This is a genomic window from Proteus genomosp. 4 str. ATCC 51469, assembly GCF_003144375.1.
Classification (GTDB): Bacteria; Pseudomonadota; Gammaproteobacteria; order Enterobacterales; family Enterobacteriaceae; genus Proteus.
Window position 1 is genome coordinate 28943 of record NZ_PENV01000008.1, and the last position, 17272, is coordinate 46214.

Sequence of the window (17272 nt, forward strand, 5' to 3'; positions counted from 1 at the left end):
TTAAGCTAAAAAAAAGTACCTATACTCAATGGTTCACAAGTTATCATTTTTATTATATTTATGCCTTTCATTTTACAATAATAAGAGTCTGATTTTTTTTGTAGATGTTAAGGAAGTTTTATCGTTTTTTTACCCAATTCTTGAAAATGGAGTATTCAACCTCAAGATAAAATAGGCTAAATTACGAGTATGTTATCTATTTTAGTTATGTAAATAAGGTTTAATGATGCCAAATTCGCTTTTTTATCAGGAACTCACTGATAATTTGTCAGCCTTGTTGTCTGGTGAAAATGATCTTATCGCATCACTTGCTAATACCAGCGCACTTCTTTTCGAGAGGTTAGATACGATAAATTGGGTTGGGTTTTATCTTAATGATGGTGATTCATTAGTTCTTGGTCCATTTCAAGGTAAAATTGCTTGTGTCAGGATAGGTTTTGGAAAAGGAGTTTGCGGAACTGCATACTCCGAAAACAGAATTTTAAGAGTGGATGACGTTCATCAATTTAGTGGACATATTGCTTGTGACAGTGCAAGTCAGTCTGAAATTGTTCTACCTCTAGAGGTGAATGGACAAATTATCGGCGTTCTCGATATTGATAGCCCTATTTTTAATCGTTTTGATAAAAAAGATGAAAATGGGCTTAAAGCGTTGTGTGACGTGCTCTGCGAGCATTTAAAAACTTGTCATACAGCAAAATATTGTGAATTTTGTGTAAGTTAACAGGCGTTTGCCATAGAAATTGTTGGCAACACTATTATAATGTCGCTTGTTCATGCCTGCGCTGGTTGGCAAAACCGTTGTAATCAGGAAATTTCATGGAAAATCAACCTAAGTTGAATAGTAGTAAAGAAATCATCGCTTTTTTAGCTGAACGTTTCCCTAAGTGTTTTATTGCTGAGGGCGAAGCTCGCCCTTTGAAAGTTGGCATTTTTCAAGATCTTGTTGAAGCTCTAAAAGATGAAGCTGAATTAAGCAAAACACAGTTACGTTCCGCATTACGCTTATATACCTCAAGTTGGCGCTACCTTTATGGAGTTAAAGAAGGGGCAAAACGTGTCGATTTGGATGGTAATGACTGCGGCGAACTGGAAGCTGAGCATATTGAACATGCTCGTACACAATTAGCAGAAGCCAAGGCGCGCGTTCAAGCTCAAAGAGCTGAACAACGTGCTAAAAAGCGCGAAGCTGAAGGTGATAAGGAGACCAGTAAACGTCCGGCAGCGAAAAAGCCAAATAATACGCGTCGTCAGACACCTAAAGAAGGTGAAAAACGGCAGCCTCGTCCTCAAAAAGCGGCTCAAGCTCCTCGTAAAGCACCACGCCAAAATACTGAAAAGTTAATTCCAGTAACAGACATATCAGTTCTTACTGTTGGTCAATCGCTGAAAGTTAACGTCGGTAGTAGCGTGATGAATGCGACAGTGCTAGAGATAGCAAAAGAGGGTGTACGTGTACAATTGCCTAACGGTTTGGCAATGAATGTACGCACGGAACATTTAAAGTTCTGATACGGAGGCCAACCAGAGCATGAACAAACTTTTAAATGTGGCTTTTGCAATCGGATTAACATTAACAGGTACTTCTGTTGTGATGGCTGAGAAACCAGCCACTCCAGCAATGGCAACTATTGATCAGTTACCCGAATTAAAGCAAGAGCCACAACACTCTACTGTGAGCGAGCGAGTTACCTCTCGTTTTGAACGCTCTCATTATCGTCAGTTTTCGCTAGATGCGAGCTTTTCTGAAAAGATATTTAATCGCTATCTTAATTTATTAGACTATAGCCACAATGTATTGCTTGCGTCTGATATCGCCCAATTTGATAAAGAAAAAACAAAAGTGGGTGAATACCTGAAAAAAGGTGAGCTTCAACCCCTTTATGATCTCTTCAATTTAGCGCAAAAAAGACGTTTTGAACGTTTTCAATATGCGTTAGATCGTATCAATAAGCCAATGGATTTAACTGGTCAGGATAAGTTTGAGTTAGATAGAACGAAAGCACCATGGCCTCAAACTCAAGCTGAATTAGATAAGCTTTGGGATGAAAAAGTTAAATACGATTGGTTAACACTGAAATTATCTGAAAAAACAGACAGTGAAATTAAAGAAACGTTGACCAAGCGCTATAAAGCCGCTTTGCGTCGTCAAACACAAAGCCAAAGTGAAGACGTTTTTCAAATTATTATGTCGGCATTTGCCCGCGAAATTGATCCACATACCAGTTATTTATCACCAAGAAATACAGAAGCATTCGATTCTGAAATGAGTCTTTCATTAGAAGGCATCGGTGCTGTATTACAAATGGATGATGACTATCCTATGATCAACTCGATGGTGACTGGTGGACCGGCTGCAAAAAGCAAAGAGTTGAAAGTTGGTGATAAAATTATTGCTGTAGGCCAACAAAATAAACCGATGGTAGACGTTGTCGGTTGGCGACTTGATGATATTGTTGCCTTGATTAAAGGTCCAAAAGGTAGTCAAGTTAAGTTAGAAGTTATCTCTGATGAGAAAGGCGCTAAACCAAGAACAATCACGATAGTGAGAGAACAGATCCGTTTAGAAGACCGAGCTGTTAAATTGACAGAAAAAGTCATCAATGGTGATAAAGTCGCTATTTTAGATATTCCAAGTTTCTATGTTGGTCTAACTAATGATGTTAAAACTCAATTGCAAAAAGTAGCAAAAGATAATGTTTCGTCATTAGTTATTGATTTACGTGGTAACGGTGGTGGTGCTTTAACTGAAGCCATTTCACTGTCAGGATTATTTATTCCAAGTGGTCCTGTGGTGCAAGTTAGAGACAATAATGGTCGTGTACGACAAGATTTTGATAGAGACGATGTTGTTTATTACAAAGGCCCATTAGTTGTTATTGTGAACCGTTTTAGTGCTTCAGCTTCTGAAATTTTTGCGGCAGCCATGCAAGATTATGGACGTGCTTTGATTGTTGGTGAACAAACATTTGGTAAAGGAACAGTTCAACAATATCGTCCTTTAACACGAGTTTACGATCAAATGCTTAGCCCTGATTGGCCAGGTTTAGGTTCAGTACAATACACTATCCAAAAATTCTATCGAATTAATGGTGGTAGTACTCAGCTTAAAGGGGTAACACCTGATTTATTATTACCAAGTTTTGATAGTGCTGAAATGGGCGAAAGCTTTGAAGATAACGCATTACCTTGGGATAGTATTTCTCCTGCTAGTTATCAGTTATCTGAATACTCAGATAAATTGAAAACGGCATTAGCACCATTAACGGAGCAGCATACTAAACGTATTGCAAGTGACAGAGAATTCTCATACATTTTTGATGATATTCAACGCTACAATGATGCTAAAGCAAAAGGTGAAGATAAATTTGTTATCCTGAATTTTGCTGAAAGAGAGAAAGAAAACAAAGAGCTAGAAACCATTAAATTAAATCGTATTAATGAGCGTTTTAAATTAGAAGGTAAGCCTTTGTTAAAATCACTTGATGATTTACCTAAGGATTATGAAGGGCCAGATCCTTATTTAGATGAGACCGCAAAAATTGCTGTTGATCTTTCAAAGGTACTTAAGCCGAAAAAACTATTAAATTAAGTTATCAATTATAAAAACTGATACTTAAAATTACCCCAGTAGTTGGATAGCCAATTACTGGGTTTTTTTATATTTAAGTACATCAAGATATAAAAAAGGTTTTGCTAACCAATGTTTATCAAGTAAGTTACTAGGCGTGTTTTAAATACATTGGCTATATTTTGGGGCTTAGAGCTTTTATCTTCTTGTTTATTTATTCTATAAAGTTACCCGTAATATAAATAATTATTAATATATAAATATTTAATTTAACTTTGTTTCGCTTAATTTTTAATCTGAAATATATTTCTAATAAGTTTGTGATGTAAAAAAGATATTAAATTAGCTTTTAGATAAAAATTTCTTCAAATGATGATATGTAATTGGTTTTTTATCTAGTAAGTAAAATAAAAAGGTAAATAAATTATTTATTGTGATTATGCTCACGTTTGATGGTTTACTTATTGCAATAAATGTAACATGTTGTGACAATGATCGCTTAAATTGACATAAAATTACTATAGCATACAGATCATAGAAATTTAGTGTCACTTTGAGACATTGATGCAACAGCTAAAAACTTATCTAAATAATGGGTTGTTTTTATTCTATGAGTTCAAAATGTATTATCAGAGTCACATGTAAAAACTGAAATATCATATTTTCAGGAATGGTCTTTCTACGTAAGGAATAATAACTAAAAGGCAAATAATCTATAATTTGCTAAAAGAATTTTTATTGCTAAAAAATGAATAAATACAAATATGGTATGCAGTGAGATAGCCATATTGGATTTTTCATGCCTAAAAATAACTTTAGTATTTGAAATGTATGTAACCAGAAATTTAATCAAGGGTTGTTTTTTTAGCTAAATATAAGAATGGTGTTTTGTTGAACTTGTTGAATATAAGCCAATATAAATCAACTCAAATATTTGTTAACCAGGTTGACTTAAAATGAAAGTAAAAAGAATAGTATTGTTTATGTTGTCCCCTTGTTTTTTAGCTGTTAGCGCCGCCAATGCTGGAAATTGGGAAGATTCTATTAAAGAGAGCGCATTTGTTTCCGACTCTGAACTTGAGCTTTCTACAATTAATATGTGGAAATACCTAAAGACAGAAAACCGTTTCGATAAAAATGAACAACGTTATAGAAAACAAGTTGCTAATGCTTGGGGTCAAAACTTTCAAGCAGATTTCAGATCTGGTTATTTAGGTGGCATCCTCGGATTTGATGTCTCTTATTATGGTGGTATCAAATTAGGTGCAAGTAAAGACTTCGCCTCCCGTGCAATTTTATATAATGATGATGGCGATGCAAAAGGCTATAACAAAATTGGTCAGCGCTTTGCAAAAGTTAAATTTGATTTAGATCCTGTTTTAATTAACGGTAAAGCAGGTTGGTTTACGCTGAAAAATACGGGTATTTTTACTAACTCACAGCGCTTATCATTAAACAGCTATAATGGCTATGCTACCAACACAGCAATGGGTGATTGGAGCTTAGATTTACTGTTTCTTGACGGTAAAGTAATGCGTCGTGATAGTCCAAATATCGACAGAATGTATTTCAGTGATGGTAATGGTAACAGACACAACATCGATCATGTATTAACTGGTGGAATTAACTATAACTCCAAACCGTTAAAAGTATTTTATTTCTATGGCCAAGCGGATGATGTATTCCGTCAGCAAGGCTTAGAAGCAAAATATAAATTAACCTCAGACGTGACTATTGGTGGTGTTGTTTATTATCACGATTATGGTAGTGATGGTAAACGTACATTAAGTGATGCTAATAAAGGCAAGCGTAACTTTGATAATGATGCATGGCACTTTGCAGGTACGATGGAATGGCGAATTCCTGAGTCACCATGGACATTACGTACTGGTGTGACTTATACCGATGCTGAGAAAGCAAATGGTGTTGGTCAATTTGCACGTAATCCAATTGGTAATACTCGTGGACGCTTTAACTCACCAGCTTACGCTGATATTGACTATGTACGTGATGGTGAGGTTATGGGTGCATTGGAAGCCGAGTACAGAATTAGTAAAGAGCTGTCAGTTGGTGCACGTACTAACTATAGTGAGTTCAGTTATTCAGGTGAAAGATTAAAACAAGGACAGTTTGGTTTATTTAGCTATTGGAAACCAACAAAAAATCTTTCTGTTTCTTTAAGTGGTGGTATCGGTTGGCACCACCAGCAAGAAAACGATTACACCACACCAAAACTGTATGATGGTCATTCACAACGAGCACATTCATTATCAGGCTCTATGACAACCACATATCGTTTTAAAATGTAATTAGTTTATAGCGTTAATCACGCTATTGCTTGTCTTATGTGCACGATTTGTATTACTTACAAAGTCGTGCACAAAGAGCATAGCTACAGTGAGCTCGTCGATAATAGTGTTCTGTTTATATGCTAATCTTTTCCACTTTTTTGTTGATAGATTAAACGTTATAAAGCCTTCTCTGGTGCTTATCTCTTTAGCTAAATAATACAAACAATTGTCCCGCCCATTTTTGAACACTCATTTCTTTCCAGTTTTAAATAATGCCCAATAAGTGGGTAATTAAATCCTATTTATTTATCAAAATGTAAAGTTATACTGTTTTTAGTATTAAATACGTTAAAAGACTTGATAAAATTCAAAAAAGCCTTATTTATAAGGTAGTTTTTGCAATGTGATAATTAGATAAAATAGGAACAGTATCAATATGATGAGAATTGCGTTATTCCTTTTAACAAACTTAGCTGTAATGTTTGTTTTTGGGATCATCTTATCTTTAACAGGTATACAAGGTCGCAGTGTTCAAGGTTTGATGATCATGGCGGGTTTGTTTGGTTTTGGTGGTGCATTTATTTCACTGTTAATGTCAAAATGGATGGCATTACGTTCAGTGGGTGGTCAAGTTATCGAAAACCCAACTTCAGAAGTAGAGCGTTGGTTATTAGATACGGTAAGACGCCAATCTGAACAAGTCGGTATTAAAATGCCACAAGTGGCTATTTATGATGCACCTGATATCAATGCGTTTGCGACAGGCGCTCGTCGTGATGCTTCGCTGGTGGCTGTAAGTACAGGGTTATTAGCCAGTATGAGTCGTGATGAGGCAGAAGCGGTTATTGCTCACGAAATCAGCCATGTTGCTAATGGTGATATGATAACTATGACCTTGCTTCAGGGGGTTGTGAATACCTTCGTTATCTTTATTTCGCGTATCATTGCACAATTCGTTGCTAACTTTATTTCGAGTGATGAAGAGAGTGAAAATAGCAATGGTAACCCATGGGTTTATATGGGTGTTTCAATGGTTCTGGAAATTGTGTTTGGTATTCTGGCGAGCATTATTACCATGTGGTTCTCTCGTTATCGTGAGTTCCATGCAGATGCAGGATCGGCAAAACTTGTTGGCCGTGAGAAGATGATTGCAGCATTACAACGTTTAAAAACGAGCTATGAGCCACAAGAAGAGAGCAGTATGATGGCTTTCTGTATTAATGGCCGTAATAAGTCTTTTAGTGAATTATTTTTATCTCACCCACCATTAGATAAGCGTATTGAAGCACTGCGCAATGGTGAGTATCTAAAATAAAAATATTATAGGCGATAAATTAACGCCAATATTTAAACGCTCAATATGAACAGTATTGGGCGTTTTTTATGGAACATATTGATATTTAGTCTAAATATTCCCCAAAATAAGCCACGGTTTTTTCCTCATCAATCTTGAGCTTACCTTTCCATCCCGCCCATGGCATCTCCATATCAGAACGTCCTTTAGTGTTATTAAGCTGATCCTCTGCAATAGTAATATCACCGAAATTGGCCCAGCTATTTAAAGATAATGAAATAAAGGCATTGGGAATAACACCCACTAAAGCAAGTGAGTGCAAAATACCCCGCTTGGTGTATTTATCACCAGAAATTAATTTAGCTTCATTTAACCTTTTTTCAAACTTACCTGGAGTTTCATCTTCAGGGGCGTTACGTAATAAATGAAGTAATTGCTTAAAGGTCTCTTTGTCTGCCTGCGTTGTAGTTACGGGAGGGACTGTTAGTAAGTGCTTTAAATTCAGATAAGCATAAGAGGGGTTGCCAGTATAAGAATTACCGTAATAGAGGCAATATTGAAAATAACTATCATTAATATGTTTTTGTTGGTTTCTATCACTACAAATCCAACAACAGGCATATTGAGGCTTTTCGTCATAATTATGTAGTGGTAAATTTTGTAATTTATGAAAAGCTCCTAAAACAGAACGTCCTCTAAGATAGCTGCCACCCACACCAGCCACAAATGCATCTAAACAACGTTTTTGAGTGAGTAACGGATTGTTTTTTAAACTATGTAATTGATTGATAACATCAGAGTGATCCGCAAATTTTTCAATAATATTAGGTTGCCAATTGGTCGCTAATAATATGTTTTTTTCCTTTTCTGAAAGAACATCAAGATGATAAAGAGAAACTTGGCGTTCAGGATCATACTGGCTGTTTTCATACTTATAGAGTTTTCGCAAAACTCGCATAATTTTTTGCACGATTTTACCTTGTTATATTTATAGGTTTTTCTATTGATATTGGTGAATGACATAGATGGAAGATATGTAACTTAATATAGATACAAATAGACACAAAAAAAAGCCAGTTCAAATGAACTGGCTTGATCAATAGAGGTAGATAAAGTTTATTTTACTGTAAGTTCTGTTTCTTCATCTTGATTGAAGACTGCTTTATCCGTTTGTCCCATAATTTGGCTGGTGATTGTACCTGCTGTCATTGAGCCACTGACGTTTAATGCGGTACGTCCCATATCAATTAATGGCTCTACAGAGATTAATAGGGCAACTAATGTTACAGGTAAACCCATTGCAGGCAGAACGATAAGAGCTGCAAATGTGGCACCACCACCAACACCCGCAACACCTGCAGAGCTGACGGTTACGATAGCAACTAAAGTGGCAATCCACATTGGATCTAATGGGTTAATACCTACGGTTGGTGCAACCATAACAGCGAGCATTGCAGGGTAGATACCTGCACAACCATTTTGGCCAATCGTTGTGCCAAAAGATGATGAGAAGCTCGCGATAGATTCTGGCACACCTACACGTTTGATTTGTGTTTCAATATTTAACGGGATACTTGCTGCACTTGAACGGCTAGTAAATGCAAATGCTAATAATGGGCCCGCTTTTTTGAAGAATTTAACTGGATTTAAGCCTGTAAAACTAACGAGTAATCCATGAACCACAAACATTAAGCCAATAGCAACATAAGAGGCAACAACAAAGCTTCCTAATTGAATGATGTCGTGCATATTTGAGCTGGCTACAACTTTAGTCATCAGCGCCATAACACCATAAGGAGTTAACATCATAACAATACGAACTAGCTTCATGATCCATGATTGTAAGCAATCAATCGCAACTAAGACTTTTTCGCCACGAGGCTGGTCTTCTTTGAGTAATTTCAGCGCAGCCATACCTAAGAAAGTAGCAAAGATAACAACGCTAATAATCGATGTTGAGCTTGCACCTGTTAAGTCAGCAAATGGGTTTTTAGGAATAAACGACAAAATAAGCTGAGGCATGGTTAAGTCAGAAACTTTACCCATGTAATTTTGTTCAAGCGCAATTAAGCGTTGTGCTTCTTGTTCGCCTTGTACTAAGCCTTCTGCGGTTAAACCAAATAAATTGGCGATCACAATACCAATTAATGCAGAAATGGCAGTGGTAAATAATAAAGTACCAATAGTTAATCCACTGATTTTTCCTAGTGAAGATGCTTGATGCAAACGAGCAACAGCACTAAGAATAGAGGCAAATACTAATGGCATAATGATCATTTGTAATAGCTGAACATAACCATTACCCACGATATTAAACCAAAGAATAGATTCTTTAATAATAGGATCGTGTGAGTCATAGAATGCGTGTAGCGCTAATCCAAAAGCAACACCAAAAACTAAACCAACAAGAACTTTCTTTGAAAGGCTCCACTGACGTTGACTTAATTTAGCCAAGACGAGTAATAACACAACAAAGACGAGTACGTTAATGATTAACGGAAAATTCATCTTAACTCTCCAACGAGATCTTTATTTATATAATTTCGACGATTGTATGCGATATGAGTTCTTAGATAGTAAGAAAGGATATAACAGCATCAACTCGTTATAGGGTAACAGGATTGTTAATAACTTTTTATAATTAATTATTCTTTTATATAATCGTTTAGTTATAAAGACAAGAAAATAGGCATAAAAAGATGTAAGAATTTATAAATAAATAGAGAAACGTAGGGTTTTGTCAGGGGGTGTTAAAAATTAGTGCGCTTGTCGTGGTACATCTGTAACCAGTTATTGACTTGCGAAGGCAATGTAACAGTAAGGTGTGGTGGCAAAAAAAGTGCGCCTACAAGAATAAGAACGGAGATAAAACGTTCACCTTTTTTATTATTTTTTTTACCTAAAATAGGTAGCGCAAAGCGCATTTTTAGAGGCCATAGGAAAGGAACACCTGCTGGGGTTAACATGTCGGCAATGAGATGGCTAAGATAACCAAGTAAAAGAGCATGAAAGATATCGGCTGAAATTTCCCAGCGTGGTGAAACTTGGGTTTCCCATAAAATCGCTAAACCACAAAATGCGAGTAGGCTATGAGTGAAACCTCGGTGGCCGCAAAGTTTTGATAAGGGAAGAGAAATAACACGGAACAATCGCCCAAGGATAGAGCCTGGGTGATCTAAGTCTGGTAAAAGTGAGCCTAATAAGACAGCAGGGATCATGTGAAACCAATCACCATGAGCAAGAGCTGGCGTTATTTCAAGTTTCTGTGCTAACACAAGTGTTGCAACAGAAAAAAGTAAATGTCCTTCTGCGGTCATTCCAAGTCTATTTGTTTGCTGTTCATTTATACAGTGATAAAGTATAAAAGGTTTTGATGATAACTAACAGACAAAAAAGGTAAAAATTGCCTTAAATATTAAGTAATAACAGAAATATTTTATTTGATTGATTTAAAAATGATCGAATTTAGGATAAAAACCTAAAAGGTGGAATGGGAGCTGGTGGCATTAAGGCAAATGAGTAAGAAAACGCCAAGAGTAAAAAAGGTAGTATTGAAGAATAAAGTGTTAGAAGCAGAATAAAAGGGATATCGAATAAAGCAAAATATCCCTTTTATTGATGGAAACTAACCTAATAAATGTAGTTGTGTTAACTCATTAAGAGAGGCAATTTTCACATCAGCTAAACCCCATTGCTTATCATTAAATTGTGTTGCTGCTGGTACAACGATAGAGCGCATTCTTGCACCTTTACAGGCAATCATACCATTACGAGAATCTTCTAATGAAACACAGTGGATTGGGTCAAGATTGAGTGCTTTGGCTGCATTTAGATAAACTTCTGGATGTGGCTTACTGTGAGGTAATTCATCAGCAGACACGACAGCTGAGAAATAATGACGAATATTAAACAACTCAAGTACACGCTCAAGCATAAAATCAGGAGAGGCTGATGCTAACGCAATTTTCAATCCTGATGATTTACAAAGTTCTAAAGCATGTTCGACACCGGGTAAAAGTGGCTTGGTTTCTTCAACCAGTTTGACAACACGAGAAACCATTTTTTGTTTTGCTTCTTGTTTTGAAACGCCTTGCCATGGTGAGGCTTTATACCATAAATCAATGACTTCGTTTATTCTTAATCCAACCATATCGGGCATTGCCGATGAAAGGGATAAATCGACGCCTAATTCAGCAAAGACCTCATGTTCTGCTTGCTGCCAAAATGGTTCAGAGTCGATTAATAAACCATCCATATCAAAAATAGCAGCTTCAATAGGGAATTTAAAAGACATGTTACTCTCCATAAATAAGGTCTATGTTGTCGAATGGCGATTGTAGCAAGAGTTACAAAGAAAATCTTTTTAATCAGTTTCTTATTTATTTAGTAAAATAAATAGAGAGAATGGCTACTATTAATATATTGTCGTATTAGCCGTTAATTAGACTACGATAAACAGATAAATATTGACGAATTCTACTAGTGAGGATGTGATGAGTTATCAATATGCAGGATTATATGCCATTTCAAAGCGTGTTCTTGGTTGGCTTATTTTTATTCCTGCCTTTATTTCTACAACAGTGTCGTTGATAGGATTGGCTGCAATCCAACGTCCAAGTGGTGATGGTGTAAATGCCGTGATCAATGATTTTTTTCGTGTGTTAGCGGAAATGGTACAATTTAATACACCATTTTTAGGCTTCTTCTGGCGAAATTCACCTATCCCTAATACACAAATGGGATTGAGTCAGGAAAACATCACTTTCTTTGTTATTTTTCTTCTTATGTTTGTTGGGTTGGCGTTTAGTGCATCGGGATTACGAATTTATCGCCAAGTTAAGTATTTAAAAGAAAATATACAAGATCAGCTTATTATTGAACGAGCGATGAAGAGTGGCATCACCGCAGAAGAGCTACAACAAAATATCAAATTACCACGACATACTATTTTCACTCAAATTATGGTGCTTTATCTATCACCAATTATTGTCATGGCAATTGGGTATTTCTTACTGAAATTTTTAGGGTGGTAATAGTATTTTATAATGAACGAGGATAGTTCATTTATCTAACTGAAGGGAAAATAAACCTCGCACAATGTGAGCTGGCGAGGTTATATTTTTAGCTTATTACCTGTTTTAAACTGTTTTTTATCTTTTGTCAGGGGGTGGCTAATAAATCATCAATAATTTTTCGGGCTTCTAAGTAATCTTCTTCGCCACCAAATAAATTACAACGGTTGAGGAAAAAATAGAGTTGATAAATGGGCTGACGTAATAAAAATTTTTCAGATAACGGCCAAACACTCTGATAACCATCAAAAATATTAGCGGGTACTGCAGTACAAAGTGGTAGCATCGCTATATCACATTCTCTATCTCCCCAATAGCAGGCAGGATCAAAAACTGTCCCTTCAGATAGGCCAATTGCTGCGCAGTTTTTAGGCCATAAGTTGCCATGAAGCAAAGACGGTTGTGGATTATGATCAGCTAGACGATGATGAATAATTTGGGTTATCTCATCGATATCACCAAAGACCATCCCTTTTTCTGATGCCAATTGCAGTTGAAAACCAATCCGTTTTTCAGAATAAAAGTGGTTCCAGCGTTTTTCCCAACCATTTAGTTGGGGAGTTGTGTCGATTTGGGTATCAAAATCAAAACCATAACTAGGTTGATCTTCCCATTGGTGTAGTCTTGCTAATTGTTGACCAAAGCAATAGGCACTATGTGGTGTAAAAGGTTGAACAGGTAAGAATTCAAGGAGTAAGAAGCTGGCATCTTTGCTATTACCAATGCCAAGAACGCGAGGAGTACGAATTGTTTGGCTTTTTGCCAGCATTTCAAGTTGTTCTGCTTCATTTTTAAAATTAGGCAGAAACTCACGCAAGTTAGATTTTACAAAGACGGGTGTATCACCATAATAAATTTTCCATGTATGGTGAATATCGCCACTAGAAAGGTGAGTTTTTTCGTTTATCTTTGCTGAAAATCCTAAGTTTGATTCCAGTAAACGACCTATATTCTGCCACATACTTACACCTCGCAAAGTTGTTTACTCAGTAGACCCAAATAAAATAATAACGAGCGATGTTTATCTTATGACAATAACACTTTAATTAAATCAATAAAGTATAAAGCTAAAAAACGGGATGATTATCCCGTTTTTGCGAAGATAAAGGAGATTATCAGGCGTTCGCGGGTTTTGTTTGTCGCTTTATTTTTGCTAATTTAATCTGATTACAGAATAACGCAATAATAAAGAATATAGCTTGAGTTAGCACAATACATGGGCCTGTTGCTCCATCAATATGGAAACTAATAAATGTACCAATCACACTGGATGCGACAGAAAATATAATAGCTAGCATTATCATACGAGAGAAACTACGTGTTAATAAATACGCAGTGATCCCCGGAGAAATAAGCATAGCGACAACTAAAATAATCCCAACGGCCTGCATTGAAGCAACGATAGTTAATGCCAAAATAGACAGTAAGCCATAGTGCAATAAGGTAACGGGTAAACCGACGATCCGTGCTTGATTAGGATCGAAACAATAAAGCATAAAATCTTTTTGCTTAACTAGCATGATTGTGATGGTAATTAAACAAATAATACTAATTTGAGTTAATACATCTGGCGTTATACCCAGAATATTACCAAATAAAATATGCATTAAATGTTGGTCTGTATCGACACTGGCAAAAATAACCAAACCTACAGCAAACATACCTGAAAATACAATTCCCATCACGGTATCTTCTTTAATACGACTGTGCTCTTTTAAATATCCTGTGGCAAATGAGCAAAACAAGCCAGAAAGAAAGGCACCGACCGTTAATGGAATGGCAGTGACATAAGCAAGCACTACACCGGGTAACACAGCGTGAGAGATAGCATCTCCCATCAAGGACCAGCCCTTTAAAACCATATAACAAGATAAAATAGCGCAGGCGATCCCGATAATGATAGCGGCAATGATAGCCCGTTGCATAAAAGGATATTGAAATGGTTCAATGAAAAATTCAATTAGCTCATTCATAGTTTCACCTCTTCTTGTTTTGGAGCTTCTTGGTGCTGATGAGATTGTGAGATTAACTGTTGTGAGCTTTGGCGAGCACGGCGACGAGCAGCTAACATGCCGTGTTTAGGTGCAAATAAGAATGCTAATAAAAAGAGTACAGTTTGCATTGTGACAATGACGCCACCCGTTGCGCCATTAAAGAAATAGCTAAGATAGGCACCTACAGCACTGGTTATTGTGCCAATGCAGATAGCAATAATAGCAAGTCGTTTAAATTGATCGGTGAGTAGATAAGCTGTTGCGCCAGGTGTTACAACCATTGCAATAACCAGAATGGCACCAACAGTTTGAAGTGCAGCAACGGTGCAAGCACTTAATAAAGTAAAAAAGATAATTTTTAATTTTAAAGGTGATAAACCAATAGATCTGGCATGGATTTCATCAAAGAAAACTACCAGTAAGTCTTTCCAGATACAAAATAAGACGAGAAAAGAGACACCTGTAATAATTACAACTTGCCATACATCTTCATCTGCAATGCCTAGAATATTTCCGAGGATGATGGTCTGAACGTTGACGGCTGTCGGTTTAAGCGAAACCAGCAACAGACCAAAGGCAAAAAAAGTGGAAAAAATAAAGCCAATAACGGCATCTTCACGAAGGCGTGTGATATGGCGAATAAATGTCATTGATAATGCAGCGAGCAAACCCGTAAAAAAAGCACCGACCGCATAAGGTAAACCTAATATATAAGCCCCCGCAACACCAGGAACAACGGAGTGGGAAAGAGCATCTCCCATTAATGACCAACCTTTCAAAATAAGATAGGATGAAAGAAACGCACAGACAGCACCTACTAAGGCACTAACCCAAATAGCTTTCACCATATAGTTATATTCAAAAGGTTGTAGGAGTAAATCTAGCATGGCTAATCTCCTTGTTTGCGCTGACTTTGGTGCGCTGGAGTATGTTCTTTTTGATGACCATAAAAAACGGCCGCGCGTTCATCATCAGTAATTACAGTAAGTGAGCGTGGATCATCGTCATCATGAAGATCAGAGCCCGACAAGCTAATATGACGCAATACACCGCCAAATGCGTGTTCTAAGTTCTTTTGGGTAAAGGTTGTTTCAGTTGGTCCACTATCTAATACAGTTCTATTTATTAAAATAACGTGGTCACAAAATTCAGGCACACTTCCTAAGTTATGTGTTGAAACTAAAACGAGATGACCTTCTTCACGTAAATTACGTAAAAGTTCGATAATAGCATTTTCGGTTTTAACATCGACACCAGTAAAGGGTTCATCGAGTAATAAAACAGTACCTTCTTGAGCCATTGCTCGTGCCAAGAAAACGCGCTTTTTCTGACCACCAGAAAGTTCACCAATTTGACGATGACCTAATCCAGATAACCCCACACGCTCTAGCGATGCTTCAACAACTTCATGATCATGTTTTGATGGAATACGAAAAAAACCCATTTTTCCATAACGACCCATCATTACAACATCAGAAACAAGCACAGGAAAATTCCAGTCAACTTCTTCTGTTTGTGGTACATAAGCAATCATGTTTTGCTTTAACGCTTGTTGAATAGGATTGTCGTTTAATGTCACTTTACCTTTAGAGGGCTTTACTAGCCCCATAATGGTTTTAAACAGAGTGGATTTACCGCTACCATTGATACCGACGAGGGCACAAATTGTGCCACCCGTGATAGAGAAACTCGCATCAAAGATAGCGGTATGACCATTGTTGTAGGTGACAGTGGCGTTATCAACTGTCAACGTTGGATTCGTTTTTATTTTACTCATTGACCAAATCCTTTCGCAATTGTATCCACAGTGATAGTAATTAAATCAATATAAGTAGGAACCTCACCGCCTTCAGCGGAAAGTGAGTCAACGTAAAGAACACCGCCATATTTTGCCCCAGTTTCTTTGCTGACTTGTTTAGCCGGTTTATCTGAAATTGTACTTTCACTAAAGACTACAGGGATATTGTGTTTTCTTACTGTATCAATGACATATTTAACTTGTTGCGGTGTACCTTGTTCTTCTGCATTAATTGGCCATAAATAAACTTCTTTAAAGCCATAATCATGAGTTAAATAACTGAAAGCGCCTTCGCTGGTTACTAACCAACGATCTTCTTGTGGTATACGAGATAATCTTTCTCTTAATGGTGCATCAAGTTGTTTAATTTTTTCTGCGTAATTTGCTGCATTTTGATTATAAATTGCTGCATTATCAGGATCGTGTTCAACAAGTGCTTTACGAATATTTTCAATATAAATTAATGCGTTATTTGGTGACATCCATGCGTGTGGATTCGGATTGTTTTTGTAAGCACCTTCACTAATTGCCATTGGAGTGATGCCTTCAGTTACTACAACCGCAGGAACATTACGTAACTCATTAAAAAAACGTTCGAACCAGCGTTCAAGGTTTAAACCATTCCATAAGATCAAATCAGCTTTTTGGGCTTTTACAATATCTTTTGGGGTAGGCTGATAATCATGAATTTCAGCACCAGGTTTTGTAATTGATTCAACAATCGCTGCATCTCCAGCGACATTTTGTGCGATATCTTGAATAATAGTAAAGGTAGTGACTACTTTAAGTTTATCTTTTGCTTGTGCAGGCGTGGTTAAAAAGGCAGTTGCCATAAGGCATAAAGCCGTAAGTGAAAGTTTGTTTACAGAGCGAAATATATCCATATTATTATTGCCTTATAGTTGCAGAGTTATTTTCTTAATTGATAATGATTATCAATATCATTTCAAGGAAGTCAAGTTATCTCTGTGTAAAAAGCTTCATTTGATAACGACTAGAAATAAGATAACAACATGTATTCCAACAAATGTTAAGTAGATTGTCTGGTTTTGTCACAAAAATTAACAATCGTTCGTAACTATTTGTGCAAGAGCTTATTTTTATTACTTATAAAGCTCACTTTTCCTCAAAAACCAACACTTGTTATACTTCTACAGTTTTTATAGTTCCCATAAAAACTCCTCTTAACGTAATTAATTCATATGATTTATTTTAGAATATGCAATAGCTCAATATAAACCTATTATGGCTG

15 protein-coding genes are annotated in these 17272 nt (G+C 36.6%); 6 read left to right on the top strand and 9 right to left on the bottom strand.

Annotated elements, in window-relative coordinates; all coding sequences use genetic code 11:
* Nucleotides 1–226 precede the first annotated feature (226 nt).
* From DK866_RS09090 to htpX, 5 genes are all read left to right on the top strand, one after another.
* Nucleotides 227–724, top strand: a complete 498-nt coding sequence (locus DK866_RS09090; protein WP_109408641.1) for a GAF domain-containing protein — start codon at nt 227–229, stop codon at nt 722–724.
* 95 nt (nt 725–819) lie between these two features.
* The gene (gene proQ / locus DK866_RS09095) at nt 820–1512 is read left to right on the top strand and encodes an RNA chaperone ProQ (RefSeq protein ID WP_109408642.1); all 693 of its coding nucleotides are present in this window, start codon (nt 820–822) and stop codon (nt 1510–1512) included.
* 19 nt (nt 1513–1531) lie between these two features.
* The gene (gene prc, locus DK866_RS09100; protein ID WP_109408643.1) at nt 1532–3592 is read left to right on the top strand and encodes a carboxy terminal-processing peptidase; all 2061 of its coding nucleotides are present in this window, start codon (nt 1532–1534) and stop codon (nt 3590–3592) included.
* 935 nt (nt 3593–4527) lie between these two features.
* Nucleotides 4528–5880: an OprD family outer membrane porin gene (locus tag DK866_RS09105; RefSeq protein WP_109408644.1), complete on the top strand. Its 1353-nt coding sequence runs from the start codon at nt 4528–4530 to the stop codon at nt 5878–5880.
* A 418-nt stretch (nt 5881–6298) separates the two neighbouring features.
* Nucleotides 6299–7177: a protease HtpX gene (gene htpX / locus DK866_RS09115; RefSeq protein WP_109408646.1), complete on the top strand. Its 879-nt coding sequence runs from the start codon at nt 6299–6301 to the stop codon at nt 7175–7177.
* An 85-nt stretch (nt 7178–7262) separates the two neighbouring features.
* On the opposite strand, the gene DK866_RS09120 is transcribed toward htpX, so the two are convergent.
* From DK866_RS09120 to hxpB, 4 genes are all read right to left on the bottom strand, one after another.
* Nucleotides 7263–8126: a hypothetical protein gene (locus tag DK866_RS09120; protein ID WP_244179678.1), complete on the bottom strand. Its 864-nt coding sequence runs from the start codon at nt 8124–8126 to the stop codon at nt 7263–7265.
* A gap of 146 nt (nt 8127–8272) precedes the next feature.
* Complete coding sequence (locus DK866_RS09125) at nt 8273–9664, bottom strand: L-cystine transporter (RefSeq protein ID WP_072070396.1); 1392 nt, start codon at nt 9662–9664, stop codon at nt 8273–8275.
* Between the two features lie 242 nt (nt 9665–9906).
* The gene (locus tag DK866_RS09130) at nt 9907–10473 is read right to left on the bottom strand and encodes a metal-dependent hydrolase (RefSeq protein ID WP_109408648.1); all 567 of its coding nucleotides are present in this window, start codon (nt 10471–10473) and stop codon (nt 9907–9909) included.
* A 308-nt stretch (nt 10474–10781) separates the two neighbouring features.
* On the bottom strand, nt 10782–11450 hold the full coding sequence (gene hxpB, locus DK866_RS09135) for a hexitol phosphatase HxpB (protein WP_109408649.1): 669 nt from the start codon (nt 11448–11450) through the stop codon (nt 10782–10784).
* A gap of 199 nt (nt 11451–11649) precedes the next feature.
* Here hxpB and DK866_RS09140 point away from each other — a divergent pair, with 199 nt between their 5' ends.
* Nucleotides 11650–12189 (top strand): YniB family protein, encoded by a 540-nt coding sequence (locus DK866_RS09140; protein ID WP_109408650.1) that lies wholly within the window; start codon nt 11650–11652, stop codon nt 12187–12189.
* Nucleotides 12190–12316: 127 nt separating this feature from the next.
* Here DK866_RS09140 and DK866_RS09145 read toward each other — a convergent pair whose 3' ends face one another.
* The 5 genes from DK866_RS09145 to DK866_RS09165 all read right to left on the bottom strand — a co-directional run bounded on the left by DK866_RS09145 (nt 12317) and on the right by DK866_RS09165 (nt 16904).
* Entirely contained in the window at nt 12317–13189 is an 873-nt protein-coding gene (locus DK866_RS09145; protein ID WP_109408651.1) for a fructosamine kinase family protein, read from the bottom strand.
* Nucleotides 13190–13343: 154 nt separating this feature from the next.
* Nucleotides 13344–14201, bottom strand: coding sequence for a metal ABC transporter permease (locus tag DK866_RS09150; protein WP_036937443.1), 858 nt, complete (start codon nt 14199–14201; stop codon nt 13344–13346).
* Complete coding sequence (locus tag DK866_RS09155) at nt 14198–15109, bottom strand: metal ABC transporter permease (protein ID WP_109408652.1); 912 nt, start codon at nt 15107–15109, stop codon at nt 14198–14200. The genes DK866_RS09150 and DK866_RS09155 overlap by 4 nt, the downstream gene beginning before the upstream one ends.
* A 2-nt stretch (nt 15110–15111) precedes the next feature.
* A complete protein-coding gene (locus DK866_RS09160; RefSeq protein ID WP_109408653.1) occupies nt 15112–15999 on the bottom strand; it encodes a manganese/iron ABC transporter ATP-binding protein in 888 nt (295 codons plus the stop codon).
* Entirely contained in the window at nt 15996–16904 is a 909-nt protein-coding gene (locus DK866_RS09165; RefSeq protein ID WP_109408654.1) for a metal ABC transporter substrate-binding protein, read from the bottom strand. The genes DK866_RS09160 and DK866_RS09165 overlap by 4 nt, the downstream gene beginning before the upstream one ends.
* Between the last annotated feature and the right edge of the window lie 368 nt (nt 16905–17272).